The organism is Gilliamella sp. B2828, assembly GCF_026537125.1.
Taxonomy (GTDB): domain Bacteria; phylum Pseudomonadota; class Gammaproteobacteria; order Enterobacterales; family Orbaceae; genus Gilliamella.
Genome location: NZ_JAFNMU010000012.1, coordinates 40,680 through 56,754 on the forward strand (window position 1 = coordinate 40,680; position 16,075 = coordinate 56,754).

Annotated in this window: 11 protein-coding genes and 1 pseudogene; 4 read left to right on the forward strand and 8 right to left on the reverse strand. The window is 35.1% G+C overall.

Annotated elements, in window-relative coordinates; genetic code table 11:
* Nucleotides 1–28: 28 nt before the first annotated feature.
* The 3 genes from prmA to J3U19_RS09920 are packed head-to-tail and all read right to left on the reverse strand — an operon-like array spanning nucleotide 29 to nucleotide 2,565.
* The gene (gene prmA / locus J3U19_RS09910) at nucleotides 29–895 is read right to left on the reverse strand and encodes a 50S ribosomal protein L11 methyltransferase (RefSeq protein ID WP_267341853.1); all 867 of its coding nucleotides are present in this window, start codon (nucleotides 893–895) and stop codon (nucleotides 29–31) included.
* Nucleotides 870–2,321 (reverse strand): sodium/pantothenate symporter, encoded by a 1,452-nt coding sequence (panF, locus tag J3U19_RS09915; protein WP_267341854.1) that lies wholly within the window; start codon nucleotides 2,319–2,321, stop codon nucleotides 870–872. Before panF ends, prmA begins: the two co-directional genes overlap by 26 nt.
* 7 nt (nucleotides 2,322–2,328) lie before the next feature.
* A complete protein-coding gene (locus J3U19_RS09920; protein WP_267346183.1) occupies nucleotides 2,329–2,565 on the reverse strand; it encodes a YhdT family protein in 237 nt (78 codons plus the stop codon).
* Between the two features lie 174 nt (nucleotides 2,566–2,739).
* On the opposite strand from J3U19_RS09920, the gene ilvC reads away from it, so the two are divergent.
* Nucleotides 2,740–4,218, forward strand: a complete 1,479-nt coding sequence (ilvC, locus tag J3U19_RS09925; protein WP_267341858.1) for a ketol-acid reductoisomerase — start codon at nucleotides 2,740–2,742, stop codon at nucleotides 4,216–4,218.
* Nucleotides 4,219–4,516: 298 nt separating this feature from the next.
* Entirely contained in the window at nucleotides 4,517–5,098 is a 582-nt protein-coding gene (locus J3U19_RS09930) for a cell division protein ZapC domain-containing protein (protein ID WP_267346185.1), read from the forward strand.
* Between the two features lie 421 nt (nucleotides 5,099–5,519).
* On the opposite strand, the gene J3U19_RS09935 is transcribed toward J3U19_RS09930, so the two are convergent.
* Together J3U19_RS09935 and greB are read right to left on the reverse strand one after the other, a co-directional pair.
* Entirely contained in the window at nucleotides 5,520–6,620 is a 1,101-nt protein-coding gene (locus tag J3U19_RS09935) for a YcbX family protein (protein WP_267346187.1), read from the reverse strand.
* A 301-nt stretch (nucleotides 6,621–6,921) separates the two neighbouring features.
* Complete coding sequence (gene greB / locus J3U19_RS09940; protein ID WP_267346188.1) at nucleotides 6,922–7,407, reverse strand: transcription elongation factor GreB; 486 nt, start codon at nucleotides 7,405–7,407, stop codon at nucleotides 6,922–6,924.
* A gap of 42 nt (nucleotides 7,408–7,449) precedes the next feature.
* On the opposite strand from greB, the pseudogene J3U19_RS09945 reads away from it, so the two are divergent.
* Both J3U19_RS09945 and J3U19_RS09950 read left to right on the forward strand, forming a co-directional pair.
* Nucleotides 7,450–9,615 (forward strand): annotated as a pseudogene (locus J3U19_RS09945) (Tex family protein); the annotation flags it as partial.
* Between the two features lie 583 nt (nucleotides 9,616–10,198).
* Nucleotides 10,199–11,665 carry a hypothetical protein gene (locus tag J3U19_RS09950; RefSeq protein ID WP_267346189.1) on the forward strand — a complete coding sequence of 489 codons (1,467 nt, stop codon included), beginning with the start codon at nucleotides 10,199–10,201 and terminating at the stop codon, nucleotides 11,663–11,665.
* 189 nt (nucleotides 11,666–11,854) lie between these two features.
* Here J3U19_RS09950 and J3U19_RS09955 read toward each other — a convergent pair whose 3' ends face one another.
* From J3U19_RS09955 to ushA, 3 genes are all read right to left on the reverse strand, one after another.
* Nucleotides 11,855–12,721 (reverse strand): YjjW family glycine radical enzyme activase, encoded by an 867-nt coding sequence (locus tag J3U19_RS09955; RefSeq protein ID WP_267346190.1) that lies wholly within the window; start codon nucleotides 12,719–12,721, stop codon nucleotides 11,855–11,857.
* The gene (locus J3U19_RS09960) at nucleotides 12,696–14,243 is read right to left on the reverse strand and encodes a YjjI family glycine radical enzyme (protein ID WP_267346191.1); all 1,548 of its coding nucleotides are present in this window, start codon (nucleotides 14,241–14,243) and stop codon (nucleotides 12,696–12,698) included. Before J3U19_RS09960 ends, J3U19_RS09955 begins: the two co-directional genes overlap by 26 nt.
* Nucleotides 14,244–14,382: 139 nt before the next feature.
* Nucleotides 14,383–16,056 carry a bifunctional UDP-sugar hydrolase/5'-nucleotidase UshA gene (gene ushA, locus J3U19_RS09965; protein ID WP_267346193.1) on the reverse strand — a complete coding sequence of 558 codons (1,674 nt, stop codon included), beginning with the start codon at nucleotides 16,054–16,056 and terminating at the stop codon, nucleotides 14,383–14,385.
* Nucleotides 16,057–16,075 lie beyond the last annotated feature (19 nt).

Consider the following 16,075-nt stretch of genomic DNA (forward strand, 5'->3'; position numbering starts at 1 on the left):
AAACTTAAAAGGGGGTAATGTTAATTTTTTACTTTTTTTTACCAGTAATTCGGCACCATTCTTCTTGTTCAACGACAGGATCTAAATCAAAATGTGGTTGATAAGCGCTCCAAACGCTTGATGATTGAGAGGCCAAAATACCAGACAAGCCGAGTTCACCATGAGATTTTACAAGTTTATTTATTTGGGGTTCGAGTTCTTTTAAAGGACCTGCCAAAATATTAGCTACAATGACATCTGCTTGTAAATTATCAGGAATATCTTTAGCTAAATAGAGTTCAAGTTTGTCATCCACACGATTACGTTGTGCGTTGTCATGGCTAGCTTGAATTGCTTGAGGATCGATATCAATACCAATTACACGTTTTGCGCCTAATTTTAGTGCTGCGATAGCTAAAATACCAGAACCACAACCATAATCGATAACTAATTTATTTTTCAGATCTAAACTTTCAAGCCATGTTAAGCATAATGCAGTCGTTGGGTGCGTACCAGTACCAAATGCTAAACCTGGATCTAACATGACGTTAACCGCATTGGGATCAGGAACATCACGCCAACTTGGGCAAATCCAAAGTCGCTCACCAAACTGCATAGGATGAAAGTTATCCATCCATTCACGTTCCCAATCTTTATCTTCTAATGGTTCAATTTTATAGGAATATTGCTCAAGATTTAATACAGCCTTTAATTCATCTGTATTGGTTTGAGCATCATAAAGACCCACTACATCCGTATTTCCCCAAAGTTTTGTTTCACCAGGTAATGGCTCAAAAACAGGGTTATCATAGGTATCTTGAAATGTGACTGATACCGCGCCAGATTGTTCTAGTCGTTCGCTAATTTCTTCTGCAAATTCGTTAGTCGTATTAATTCTGAGTTGAATCCAAGGCATAATTTTTTCCCGAGTTGCCAAACATATTGGCAATGATAAAAACAAATAATCCAATAATCAGTGAAGGTACAATTGGATGGAAAGAGTAAATTTTAATGTTATAAACTGCTAATAAAATATAGCTAATAGCACCAGCAAACATGGAGCATAATGCACCTGTTGCATTGGCATTTTTCCAGTATAAACCTAACACCAAGGGCCATAAAAATACAGCTTCAAGTCCCCCAAATGCCAGTAAATTTAACCAAATAATCATATCGGGAGGATTCCAGGCTGCTAAAATAAGCAATCCACCAAAAATAATAGTAATGATAACTGATACACGGGTTAACATCTTATCAGTGTAATGAGTGTCCGGTTTTATGCTTAAAAACAGATCTTTTATTAACACCGATGAAACCTGTAATAATTGAGCATTAATTGTTGACATGATTGCAGCCAATGGTGCCGCTAAAAAGATGCCAGCAGCCAATGGCGGCATTACATTAATGATTAAAGTTGGGACGATTTGATCAGGAATGGTTAAATCGTCAATAATAGCACGCCCAAGTACGCCTGATAGGTGCATTGTTAACATAATAATGGTTACAACAACCGTACCAATTATAATACCTTGATGCACAGCTTTACTATCTTTATATGCCATACAACGCACAGCAGTATGCGGTAATCCAACCACACCAAAACAAACTAGTATCCAAAAAGAGGCCATGAAAGGAAAGTCCATAAAATTATCAGGGCCTTGTGGTGTTAAAAGCGCTGGATTAATTTCATTTAAACGATGAATAATCGCTGGTACTCCTCCTCCTGAATAAATAATAGCAGTTAACAGCAAAATTGCACCTATAATCATTACTAAACCTTGGAAAGCATCATTTAAAATGCTTGCTCTAAAGCCTCCAAAAGCGGTGTAGATGACGGTACCAACACCAAAAATTAGTAATCCGATGTCATATGGAATGCCGACTGAGGATTCCAATAAACGGGCGCCACCAACAAACTGCACAGTCATTGCCCCAACAAAAGCAACCACTAATGCGATACTGGCAAACCAAACGATGATTTTACTTTTGTAATGTGCATAAAGCATGTCACTTAAGGTTATCGCATTATATTTACGCGCCAAAATAGCGAATTTTTTACCTAAAATTCCTAAAGAAAGTAAGACCGTTGGCACTTGAATCATCGACAACAATACCCATCCAAGTCCATATTTATAGGCCGCCCCCGGACCACCGATAAATGAACTTGCACTAATATAAGTGGCAGCTAAGGTCATAGCGAGTAAAAAACCGCCCATGGTTCGATTACCAATAAAATAATCAGTAAATTGATTAACTTTTTTTCGTTTTGCATAAGCGTAAATGGATAATGCAAAGACAAAAATAAGATAAATAACTAGAGGTAAAATAATATCTAAATGCATTTTTTAATCACTTAGTTTGCTCTAATGAGATGTTTTTGAATAGAAATTTCACAATGATCCAGCACAATAAAATAAAACCTAAAGGGACCATCATGCAAGATAGTTCAAACCATAAAGGCAACCCTAAAAAGCCAATGCTATCACTGACGCAATAAGCACAAACCATCCACCCAATAAGGTAAAGAATAGTTAATAACAGCGATAGTTTAGCTTCTTTATTTGCTTGCTTGTAACGTGGATCCATAATGATTTATAGGTGAGTTGAAAGTGGCTTAGAGTAAAAGAAAGTGTGTAACTTAGCAAGTATGTTGCAATTTATGCAACATAGTATTGTAAATATATCAATTTTCGCAATAATAAAAGTACTATATAGTGTTTCATGATTCGAATATAAACAATCCAACTCATGGAGAGAATGATGTCAAATTATTTTAATACCCTAAATTTACGTGAAAAATTAGAACAACTAGGACAATGCCGTTTTATGGATCGTGATGAATTTGCTTCAGAAGCAAATTTTTTAAAAGGTAAAAAAATTGTTATTGTAGGTTGTGGTGCACAAGGTCTGAATCAAGGACTTAATATGCGTGATTCAGGATTGGACATCTCTTACGCATTACGTAAAGAAGCCATTGCTGAAAAACGCGCATCATGGAAAAAAGCAACTGAAAATGGTTTTAAAGTTGGTTGTTATGAAGAACTTATTCCTACCGCGGATCTTGTTATTAATTTAACGCCAGACAAACAACATTCTGCTGTGGTTAAAGCTGTGCAACCATTAATGAAACAAGGTGCTGCACTGGGTTATTCTCATGGGTTTAATATTGTTGAAGTAGGCGAAAAAATTCGTTCTGATATTACCGTTGTCATGGTTGCACCAAAATGTCCAGGTACTGAAGTGCGTGAAGAGTACAAACGTGGATTTGGTGTGCCGACACTTATTGCTGTTCATCCAGAAAACGATCCAAAAGGTGAAGGTTTAGCAATCGCTAAAGCATGGGCTGCTGCTACTGGTGGACATCGTGCTGGTGTTTTACAATCATCATTTGTTGCCGAAGTTAAATCCGATCTAATGGGCGAACAAACCATTCTTTGCGGTATGTTACAAACCGGTTCATTGCTTTGTTTTGATAAACTTGTTGCAGATGGTGTAGATCCTGCTTATGCCTGTAAATTATTACAATTTGGTTGGGAAACTATCACCGAAGCATTAAAACAAGGTGGTATTACGTTAATGATGGATCGTTTATCAAATCCTGCTAAATTGCGTGCTAATGCATTAGCTAAAGAATTAAAAGTGATCATGACCGATCTTTACCGTAAACATATGGATGACATTATCTCTGGGGAATTTTCTTCAACGATGATGAAAGACTGGGCAAATGATGATGCTAACTTATTAAAATGGCGTAAAGAAACGGGTGAAACAGCATTTGAAAAAGCAGCAGAATACCAAGGCAAAATTGATGAGCAAGCCTACTTTGATCAAGGTGTTGTGATGGTTGCTATGGTTAAAGCGGGTGTTGAACTTGCTTTTGAAACCATGCTTGAATCAGGAATCTTACCTGAATCTGCTTACTATGAATCCTTACACGAATTACCATTGATTGCTAATACAATTGCCCGTAAACGTTTATATGAAATGAATGTAGTCATTTCTGATACCGCTGAATATGGAAATTATCTTTTTGCTAATGCGGCTGTACCACTTTTAAAAGAAAAATTTATGCCGATGTTGCAAGCGGGTGACCTTGGTAAAGCCATACCTGAAGGTAGTGTCGATAATGCCCAATTACGTGATGTAAATGAAGAGATCCGCAATCATCCAATTGAAAAAGTAGGTCGCAAACTACGCAGCTACATGACGGATATGAAACGTATTAATGTAGCCAGTTAATTACTGAGTCAATTTGATTGGAATGAAAACAAAAGGTGCCAAATGGCACCTTTTTTGTTGGTTAATGTTGTAAAAAAGTTTGAGATTACACCTACGTTTCAATAAAAAAAGTATTTAATACATTTAGATCTAAAAATAGTCAAAACAGCGTATTGAAATCATTTTTATTGATCAAATATGAGTATAAAGTTTTTAAAAATTAGATAATTAAAATTTTTTTATTATAATTTTTTATTTATTTCTTATTCAAATTATGTTATATTCTATCATTTACTTATATTGCGGAGGTAATATATCAATGAAGATGGCTTTTCGACCAACTGATGGTTGGCGTTGGTATTTTGATCGTGAATACGATAGTTTAATGCTGGAAGTTTCATCTGATATGTTGTTCCGTTCTTGCTACCCAAGTAAAATGTTAATTCCTGATGTTTTCAGTGAGTTTTCATTTTCTGTTAGTGATGCTGCATCTTATTACCAATTTCACAATAGTTGTCATTCATTAAATTTGACAGAATCACAAAAAATTCAATTATCAATTAACGGCATTGTCGCAGCTAATTTTTTAAAACCTCAAATGCCAAAAAGTTGGTACTTTTCTCAACAATCCGTTACATATATACCAAAAGTGGCTGATATTGTTAAAGTTCATATGCAAGAAGATGGATTTGAAGTTTGTATGTTGGTTGTTGAGGTTGGTGAACTTGCATCACTGTGTATCATTGCTCAACCAACTTTTTTCTCAATGAATAAAACGTTTTATTTTTCAGAGGCGATTAAAGTAATGAATGATCGACTTATTTTAGCGCAACAACATGCCCATCCTGAAAATTCAATGGTTTTAGATGAGGAACAAATAGCATTGAAGGCGATTTCTTAATCATATTTAATTAAAATGAGTAGCTATATTCTACTCATTACTGTTTAATCCATTTCTGTATTTATACTGTAATTTAGATTTCAATTTACATGGAACAGAAACAAAATAATGCTTTACCTGGATTTTAAATCAAGTACATTACTGCATTGATTAAAATCTGCCTTACTCAAGGTATGAGCCAATTGAATATAACTTATAGGTAAGTGAGATTGGTTAAATGAGTCTGTGTTAATTGTTAAAAAATTTTTTCCTTTCTTAAATCGTTAAATACAACTTTATCGTGATCCAAATAAAAGACAGAAGTAGAGATAAAACTGAATAAAATCAAGAAATACTTAAACGTTGATGCTAACTTCATATTAATATTGCACGAATAATCTATTCGTTACATTGATTAAAAATATCATTGATTCTTATGTAATTATTTTAATAATTGTATGACGATATCACTCATAGGTATACAACTGCACGCTAAAATGGTGTTATTTTGTTTAACTCCAGATTGCGTTAAGGATTTAACTTGTCCTTTTTTTAATAACACTGAGCATCGACCGCATACACCAGCCCGACACGAATAGGGAAGTGAAATAGACTGTTGTTCAAGTTGCTCTAATAGCGTTTGTTGATTACTACCTTCAAATTTTGTATTTTCAAAAGTAATAATGCAAGATTGATGGTTACTTGGTTGTTCTTTAGGAAAATTCTTAATATAACGGGTAGCGGGTTGGCGTTCAAGTATTTCAACTTTATCACCGACAGATACTGTTCCATGATTTCGAGCAATCATATTCATGCCAAAATTAATATTTCCTTCCAAATTCGATCTAAAGTAACCTAATGTTTTTAAAGGTTCATTATTAGGTAATGGTTCTGTTGAATTGATATTGAATGTGGTTAATGCACAACGAGTACAAGGTTTTATGATATCAAACAGGACTTCACCAATTTTAATTGTTTTCCAACCATCTTCGGCAAAAGGTAATGCACCATCAATAATAATATTGCCTCGAAATTGTTGGATATCAAGCTTAACAGGGCACTGTTGCTGCAAATAATTAAAGGAAGCTTGATTTAATAATAAATAAGGGTAACCATCAGCAAAACTTACCGCTGTTTGTGGATAGCGTTTGATTCGTCTTGTTAGATTAGAACCAACCCAGCGTAATTGCACATCTTTTTGAAGAAAATGACTAAAAAATTGATTCACTCTAATTGGCGCAATTTGCGCAGTAAAATGGTTACCCCACACTTCGGTTGGTTCAACATTTTTCGAAAATTCATCCAAATTAAAACAAATTTTTTCTAATGAAGGCAACGAAACAGATACCTCATTACCCACAACCGATGTTCGAAGCTTTAACAATTGGGGAAATTCTCTGGCGGTTATAAATGTTCCATCAGGTTCACTTATCATCATGATTCGATCATGTTCAAAACCTCCATCAACGGTATTGGAGGTTTGCAAGGAGAGACCTGAAAGTGATTTAATTGGAAATATGTATAAATGATTGACTGTAATCATAATTTTGATGATACATAATAAAAAATTATTGTAATTGTAACCTTAATAATTCATAATTTGTAGCTAACATCTTCTATTTACATGCATATTGTTGATCACTACTTAAGTAAATTTGTAAAAGTATGGAATAGTATTTATTGGATTTGAAACATGTTCATTATCCCAGTAAAAAATGATCTCAATTAATTTTTTATTCTTTCAAGTCGTTAACCTCAAATCAATATGGTTGCTTATTTTTTATTGAAAAAATCAGTACATGATATGAATATTCTTCTTTTTTATCATGAGGTGGTTAAAATCATTATTCATTTAATTGAGAATAACTGATCTCTAAAATATAAAAAAAAGTGTTACCATTTGGTGTTATGACCGATATTTCATCATCCACTTTATGACCAATTAACGCTCGGGCAACGGGGCTATTGATGGAAATCCAATTTTTTTTGGGATCAAATTCGTCAGCACCAACAATACGATAAATATGCGATTTGCCAGCATCATCTTCTAATTTCACCCAAGCGCCAAAAAAGACTTTGCCTTCTTGTTTTGGATCTGGATCAACAATGGTTAATATTTCTAATCTTTTTGTTAAAAACCGAACACGTCTATCGATTTCTCGCAATCTTCGCTTACCGTAAATGTATTCTGCGTTTTCACTGCGATCACCTAGTGCTGCGGCATCGGATACGGCTTGAGTAACGCGAGGTCTCTCTTCCCGCCATAAATATTTCAATTCACGATCAAGTGCCAAATAACCTTCTCTTGTTATATAATTAGCTTTTTGCATGATTAAATTAAATTCCGTTAATCGATAATATACTGAGATACTATGATAAATACTCAAATTAGCCATATTATAGCTGGTGAACTCACCGTAAAACCAGAACAAGTTTTAGCGGCCATACAATTATTAGACGAAGGCAGTACTGTTCCTTTTATTGCCCGTTATCGTAAAGAAGTTACAGGTGGTCTTGATGATACCCAGTTACGTACTTTAGACAACCGATTAAGTTATTTACGCGAACTCGAAGATCGTAAACAAACCATCTTAAAGTCAATTGATGAACAAGGTAAATTGACGTCAGATCTTAGCCAAAGTATTAGCCAAACTTTAAGTAAAACGGAACTTGAAGATCTCTATTTACCTTACAAACCAAAACGCCGTACTCGAGGTCAAATTGCGATCGAGGCTGGATTAGAGCCATTGGCTGATAGTTTGTGGCAAAATCCAACGTTGGATCCTGAGAATGAAGCTAAACAATATCTTAATAAAGATAAAGGTATAGCTGATACTAAATCCGCATTGGATGGTGCTCGTTATATTTTAATGGAACGATTTGCAGAAGATGCGAGTTTACTCGCTAAAGTGCGTCATTATCTGTGGAATAATGCCAACTTGGTTTCGCAAGTTGTAGCTGGTAAAGAAGAAGAGGGCGCTAAATTTCGTGATTATTTTGCGCAAAGTGAACTTATTTCTAGAGTCCCGTCTCACCGTGCGTTAGCGATGTTTCGAGGACGCAACGAAGGTATTTTACACCTGTCGTTAAACGCTGATCCTCAATTTGACGAAACGCCAAAGGAGAGCTATTGCGAGCAGCTTATTTCTGAACATTTAGGCATTCGATTGAATGATGAGCCTGCCGATAAATGGCGCAAAGCCGTGATCAGCTGGACCTGGCGTATTAAAATTTTAATGCACATGGAAACCGAATTGATGACCACTTTACGCGAACGTGCGGAAGAGGAAGCAATTAATGTATTTGCAGCTAATTTACATGATATGTTAATGGCTGCGCCTGCTGGTATGAAAGTCACCATGGGTATGGATCCAGGATTACGAACAGGTGTAAAAATTGCTGTTGTGGATTCTACAGGTAAACTAATTGCTACCGAAACGATTTATCCTCACACTGGACAAGCTGATAAAGCAGCAATGATGGTTGCTGCACTTTGCACTAAATATCAAGTGGAATTAGTGGCTATTGGTAATGGTACGGCATCTCGTGAGACTGAACGATTCTATCTGGATGTTCAGAAAAAGTATCCAGAAGTTAAAGGACAAAAAGTCATTGTCAGCGAAGCAGGAGCATCGGTTTATTCCGCATCGGAACTTGCTGCCCAAGAGTTCCCGGATTTGGATGTATCAATCCGAGGTGCGGTATCCATTGCTCGTCGTTTGCAAGATCCATTAGCGGAACTGGTAAAAATCGATCCAAAATCCATTGGTGTAGGACAATATCAACATGATGTGAGTCAGACTCAGTTAGCCAAAAAGCTTGATGCCGTAGTTGAAGATGGGGTGAATGCGGTAGGGGTTAATTTAAATACGGCATCAATGATGTTACTTGCGCGTATTGCTGGACTAAATAAAGTTATTGCCAAAAATATTGTTGATTGGCGCAATGAAAACGGTCAATTTACCGATCGTAAACAGTTGTTAAAAGTTAGTCGTTTAGGTCCAAAAGCGTTTGAGCAATGTGCTGGTTTTTTACGTATTATGAATGGTAAAAATCCACTTGATGCATCGGCGGTTCATCCGGAAGCATATCCTGTTGTTGAACGCATTTTAGAGAAAAATCATAAAACTTTAAAAGAGATTTTAGGTGATTCAAATTATCTAAAATCATTAAAAGCGGTTGATTACGTTGATGACCATTTTGGTGTTCCAACCGTAACGGACATTATTAAAGAATTAGATAAACCAGGACGCGATCCTAGACCTGAATTTAAAACTGCACAGTTTGCCGATAATATCGAAACAATGGAAGATTTAAAAATAGGCATGATTATGGAAGGGGCTGTAACGAATGTGACTAATTTTGGGGCTTTTGTTGATATTGGCGTACATCAAGATGGTCTAGTTCATATCTCGGCGTTATCCAATAAATTTGTTGATGATCCTCGAACCATAGTAAAAGCTGGCGATATTGTTAAAGTGAAAGTGATGGAAGTGGACATTGCTCGTAAACGTATTGCTTTATCAATGCGTTTAGATGAAGCAGCAACTTCTAAAGTGGAGAATAATAAATCTTTAAGTGCGTCATCTAATAATAAACATCGCCCAATTGCAACACAGGCTAATAGCGCAATGGGCAACGCCTTTGCTGTAGCATTCAACAAAAATAAGTAATATATTGTTAATTAAGGGATTTATATCCCTTAATTAATAGCATATTGACAACTTAACTAAGTTATATTATAAAATAATCACATCTGTATTCTTAACGTATATTTACAAACTAAGTTAAATTAGCAAAGTTAAGCTTCTATTTTTTTAGTTAACACTAACTGTTTTTATTTTGCTTTTCGATTATTTGTCTAAAGTTTATATTTTTCTAATGTTATTAACATTATGATTTTATAAAATAATATTAAGCAACACATAATATCAAATCTAAGTTCTACTCAGTTTAATTTTTACCTTCTCATGGATAAATTTAGTTATTAGTATCGGCATTTAATATTGTCTTTTGATAGATAATAAATGTAATAAGTCATATTTATCATTTAATTAAAACTGAGTTTTTCATTCTATAAATTTTGAATTCATCAATTTATTAAAATTTATGAGGAAATTTATGAGTAAAGAAAAAGTAATGAATCCTTCTATTCGTTTGTATAGAAACTTTATTTTTCCCAGACTGTTAAAACGTATTACTTTTTTCTTTATGATGCTGTTTAGTTGGGTTAATGAATCGTCCGCTATTCTTTCTGCCCAGACCGTAAATAAAATCATTGGAAATGCACCCGAAATACGTCAAACCGCTGATGAAAAAGTATTAAACGGAATTCAGTTTAAATTAAAAATTGATGGTCTAGATCCTGCGATTATTTCTCCTGGTACAGCAAATAAGATTTCTGTTGCCTATAATACTTCACCTAGCCTTTATTCATTTGGTATTGATACTTCAAGTTTAAATGATAGTGATATTTATGATGTGGATGGTGATAAAATTGCTAATGTCGATAGTTTCATCATTCAATCGATTAATGCAGAATGGCGCGATCAAAACGATAACATCATTCCCTCTGATTCCACTGCATCACTCGGTAGTGATGTGTGTAATTCGTCTACCGTTAAGGCAAATCTTTCGGTAAAATTGACCATTCAATTTATTGCTAAAACTCAGTACGGTGATCCTGACACTTCACAACCAAAAGAAGTGTCTAAAACATTTCAAGTGAGTGCTGATGATGGTATCTGTTACATTAGACCCGGTGTACTCGCCTTGATTACAAATAATGGATGGAACGAAGGGGATAACTATGCACCTTATGGTGCGGATACAATAAGTGTGGATCCTCCTTATAACAGTGATCAATTTACTATTCATAAAGGCTTTATAGCTACAGCAAAAGATCAAAATGGTAATTACTTTCCAACCTATGCTTTTCCAGAGGCTCGTTTCAGAATTGTACCTGTAAATCCAATATCAGACTATAGTTACACATTGGTAAAAAATCCTAATAATTCATTAGTTAATACTTTTCGTGCTTCAAACTCTGATTCTAAAAGTGAATTTAAATTTACTGACAATGTTCCCGATCAAGGTGATAAATTTGTGATATTAGTTACGAATAATCGAACGTTAGCCCAGTTTTATTACACTTTTTCTATCAAACATTGGTTATATTTCTTAAATAACCCGATTGGTAATTGGCAAGACTCAAATAAATTATGTAAAAAAAATAATGATAGATTGCCAACACGAGCTGAGATAACAAATTCTCCTTTAGCTTACATTCCTACAACGAACGATAACTATTATGTAAAAGGCAATGGATACAGAAGAGCAATTGGTGAGGGATTAACTGCGGAATGGGGTAAAACCTATTTTTATGCACCTTTAGATATTATAGGTCGAGATATGTTGTCTGGTGTACTCAATTTAAAAAACTTTATCTATTATGAATTCTACTTTACAAATGAAGTATCTTCTATGAAAGATGTATTAGGTAATTATAAATACTACAGTGTTGGTATTGTAGAAGGAAACGTTATTGTAGAGCCGGATGTTGCTTACACAATGTGTACAAAATATTAATCTAATTGAATTTTTAATTGATCAAATCGAAAAGTGAATATTTTGAAACGTTAATAAGAATTTTTAGGCTAAATAAGCCATGAGTAATCATTTAATGTATTGATTATTTAATGGATCTTTGGTAATAACTCTTTGGGCTTAATGATGTGTAAAATATCATTCATTATTTTACGTTTATAAGCATAGCAGTTATAAATATACGCTAGGAAGAGTAATATTATATAAACCGTGATTTTTTAATTGTTTGGCAAACAATTCGATTTGATCTTGAGTGGCCGATTGCCAGTTTTTCGCTATACCCTGTACTCCGTGATGATGAAATGCATTGATTCTAATTTTTATATTTTCATCCAATTGCTTTAAAAAATGCGCTATGTGTTCGGCCTTATCCTGTAAATCGGTATGCTTAGGAATGATTAGAAATCGGACTTCATATAATTTATTTATTTTTGCAAGATATTCAATTGATTTTTTAACTCTTAAATTACCCTTGCCAGTTAATGCTTCATGTACTTGATTATCCCATGCTTTAAGATCAATCATTGCGCCATCCATTACTTTGGCTATTTTTTGCCAGCCCAATTGAGGTAAATATCCATTACTGTCAATAAAACAGCTTAGGTGTTTTAAATCCTGAGCGCCTTTAATCTCACTAAACAGTTTTTCAATAAAGGCTAATTGCAGTGTTGCCTCACCACCACTGAGGGTTATACCATTTAAAAAAGGCAAATATTTGCGTATGAGTTTTAAAATATCTTCAATACTGTATCGGTAAGTCATCGGTGTTGAATGGTGGTTACAAGTGTTTATACAAGTATCACATTGTTGGCAAGTTGAGCTTTGCCAAATAACTTTGTTATTGATAAATGTTAACGCCTGATGAGGACAAGTAGCAACACATTCACCACAATCCTTACACCGTGAAATAGTATAAGGATTGTGGCAATTTAAACACTTGAAATTACATCCTTGTAAAAAGATGACTAACCGGTTTCCCGGACCATCTACACAAGAAAAAGGTAACATTTTATTAACGATTGCCCATGGCTTGTTCATGACTGATGACTCGTGGAGTACGGCATAGATAACTATTATTTACGGTATCTTCGGCTGCTTCACTACCTAGGAATGTTGTATTAGTGCGAGAGCCTTCTTTTTTATATTTAGCAATATCCGAAAGTCTAACCATATAGCCTGTCACACGCACTAAATCGTTACCACTGATGTTAGCCGTAAATTCTCTAAAACCAAACTCAAATGCGGCTTTACAGATTTGAAGTAGGGCTGATGGATTACTTTTAATGGTCTTATCAATCGTTAAAATATCGCTGATACCCGATGTATAATATTGATGATGTTTGAACAGTGCCATAATATGGGTAACTGGATCTGGTTCATGACCATACGGGATGCGTAAACCAGGTGTTGCTCCTCTATCAGTACTAATGCCTGATTGGGCATGCAACATCGCTTTGCCTTGCCAGGCATACTTAATTGGATGACGATGTATAAAGTCGGCTAATTGTTTAGAAATGGTGGAAGCCAGTTCATTAGCTTCTTCATCCACACCATATCGACCAGCTAGGTTAGATTTCTCTTGTAGAATATTCACCGCCTCAGCCATGGCATAGATACCAAACATAGGTGCAAATCGTGTCGCGTCAATTAATCCTTCTTTGACTAAAAAGCTATTTGTAAAGAAATTCGATTTCTCATAAAGAAATTCCGATCTTGCTTTGATTAAATTTAATTGTAAAAAGCAATAATAAGGCAAGGTATTTTCTAGAAAATCGTCAATATTTTTACTGCGTAATGCCACCTCTTTCAGATTAATTCGAGATAAAGTACTGCCACCACCTGCAAGAGGTAAAGAGTTGTAACAACTCACCACTCCATAACCTTTATCATCAAAATCTTTTTTGATCATCTTATTGTTGGCGATATGTGGTTTAGCCGTTTCACAGATATTTTCTATGGCAACGGATAGCAATGATTCCGGAGTAATATTTTCATCATAAATAAAAGTTAAATTAGGGGCGACTTGTTTAAGTTCTCTATCAACGCGTAAAATAGTACGGCAGATAACATTGTCAGTTGGTCCAATATTAGCATGCATAAACGCATCAGGTAAATTGCGATCAAGCATTACCCAAAAATGTCTTAGGCGTTGATAAAGATCTTCTTCGCTAAGATTACCGACATAAGGCAATAAGATTTGATCTAAACATCCTAAATAAACAGGCATACCTGTCACCGATGGAACATGATGATAAGCAATAGTTAGCATAGTTAATGCATCATCAAACGTTTTTGCCGGCTCGAGTTCTAAGTATTCCGATCCTTGCTGAAGAAATTTTGCATAATCAGGCAATACATAACGAGGTTTATAAGGTGCATGACCTTCGAACATGTCACAAATCACACGTTCATCTAAAGCTTTCTTGGTATCTTTATCCAAATTAACATAAGGTAAATGATTTTCAGCGGCTAAGGCAAGTAGGTTAGATTTTTGTTTCGGTGACAAATTAGGATCGGTCACAATATTATAACAGTTTTGTTGAAATTCGGTCATGTTCATAAATACCTCTGTATTACCTATATGCTGAGAGCAACATTAAATCTCTATGACTAATTACGTAATGATAAGCACTGAATATCATCGTTATCAGTGCCGTTTATTGTCTATCTTAATAATTTTAATCCATAAAACCATAAGATTATTTTTCTAAAATAACATTTAAAGGCTCATAATCTTTTGCCTTGATGGGGGAATGTGACTCAAAATATTGTTTTACTGCATCGGCGTCTCGATAACCGGTATCCACATAAGAGGGTGAAGTATTGGTTATTGGGTAGCCATCGCCTCCTGCAGCTAGAAAGTCAAGAGTCGCAATGCGATACGTTTTTTTCAGATCCAATGGTTGATGATTAATTTTTACATCTTCAATATTGTTGCCCACTTTAGTTAACGTAATATTTTTTAAATGAGCATAACCGCCTGAACCCTGTTTTTTGCTAAGCGCAACGTTAAGGTAATCGATTAATTCGCTTCCAGTTAATTCAAAATAGACTACGCTGTTACCAAAAGGTTCAACCTTGAGAATATCGCGATAAGTAATATCACCTTCAATTAGTGAATCACGAATCATTCCCCCCGACATAATGCCAACATCAGCTTTCGTTTTTTCAACAAAAGCACTGAGTAAGAATTGACCCATATTACTTTGTTGGAATCTAACTACATCACGATCGCCTTCAAGCCGCCCTGATAATGCACCAGTTTTTACTAATAATTGCTGTTTACCTTGTTCTTGATAAGGTTTTAGGGTTTCCAACAAATTTTGGTTCTGTTGGATTTCACTAGTGTAATATTCAAGACGCTTGGTTCCATTACCGTTATCCACTTCTTTTTTTAGATTGATTGGAATTAATTGGTAATTTTCTAGAGTAATTTTACCGTTTAAAAAGATAAAATCGGCACGACCAACGTATTTTCCCCATTCATGGGCTTGAACAATCCAAGTGCCATTTTGTTGATCAGGTGCACAAGGTGTACCCGGTACGTACTCGGTAATTCGTTTGTTAGGACTTGCCATACAAACTGGGTTTTGTGAATGTCCCCCAACAATCATATCTAATTCGCCAGTTGGCAGTCCTCGAGCTAATTCAACATCGCCAGGGGCCATTGAACCGTGTTCACCATTTTCATAATGTCCCATATGAGTGACAGCAATAATCATATCAGGGTGTTCAGTTTTCTTGATTTGAGCAATGACTTTTTGTGCTTCGGGTAAGGTTTTACGAAATTCAATACCGTCAATATTTTTAGGAGAAGCTAAAAAGATGGTATCGTCTGTAGTCAATCCAAATACGGCTACTTTAATACCATTTAAGTTAAACATTTTATAGGCATCAAAAACACGATTATCGCTGTTTTTAAAGTAAGTATTGGCCGATAAAAATGGGAATTGAGCCCATTTTTGTTGTTCACGAATGATTGGCAGTGGATGATCAAATTCATGATTGCCCACCGCCATAGCATCATACCCAATTTCGTTCATACCAATAAAATCGGGTTTCGCGTGCTGCACATCAGATTCAGGGACACCAGTATTAATATCACCACCAGACAGTAACAGTAATTTACCACCTTTTGCTGCAACTTCTTTGCGGATTTGATCTACAACTGTTTTTTGAGCGGCAAGTCCATATTCACCAATATCATTTTGCCAAAAACGACCATGGTGATCGTTGGTATGTAAAATTGTAAATCGGTAAGGCTTGTCTTTTTGCCAAGTTTGATCGGTTGATTGATCAGCCAAAGCATGAACAGAAAATAACCCTAAAATGGCAATCAGTGACAGTTTTTTATATAATTGTAAATGATACATGGTGCCTCCTAACTCCTTT

What these genes read in the sequence shown, in the direction of transcription:
- J3U19_RS09920 (WP_267346183.1), bottom strand. Translation starts at nt 2,565, where the DNA reads ATGGATCCACGTTACAAGCAAGCAAATAAAGAAGCTAAACTATCGCTG.
- ilvC (WP_267341858.1), top strand. Translation starts at nt 2,740, where the DNA reads ATGTCAAATTATTTTAATACCCTAAATTTACGTGAAAAATTAGAACAA.
- prmA (WP_267341853.1), bottom strand. Translation starts at nt 895, where the DNA reads ATGCCTTGGATTCAACTCAGAATTAATACGACTAACGAATTTGCAGAA.
- panF (WP_267341854.1), bottom strand. Translation starts at nt 2,321, where the DNA reads ATGCATTTAGATATTATTTTACCTCTAGTTATTTATCTTATTTTTGTC.
- J3U19_RS09955 (WP_267346190.1), bottom strand. Translation starts at nt 12,721, where the DNA reads ATGAACAAGCCATGGGCAATCGTTAATAAAATGTTACCTTTTTCTTGT.
- J3U19_RS09950 (WP_267346189.1), top strand. Translation starts at nt 10,199, where the DNA reads ATGAGTAAAGAAAAAGTAATGAATCCTTCTATTCGTTTGTATAGAAAC.
- ushA (WP_267346193.1), bottom strand. Translation starts at nt 16,056, where the DNA reads ATGTATCATTTACAATTATATAAAAAACTGTCACTGATTGCCATTTTA.
- J3U19_RS09935 (WP_267346187.1), bottom strand. Translation starts at nt 6,620, where the DNA reads ATGATTACAGTCAATCATTTATACATATTTCCAATTAAATCACTTTCA.
- J3U19_RS09930 (WP_267346185.1), top strand. Translation starts at nt 4,517, where the DNA reads ATGAAGATGGCTTTTCGACCAACTGATGGTTGGCGTTGGTATTTTGAT.
- greB (WP_267346188.1), bottom strand. Translation starts at nt 7,407, where the DNA reads ATGCAAAAAGCTAATTATATAACAAGAGAAGGTTATTTGGCACTTGAT.
- J3U19_RS09960 (WP_267346191.1), bottom strand. Translation starts at nt 14,243, where the DNA reads ATGAACATGACCGAATTTCAACAAAACTGTTATAATATTGTGACCGAT.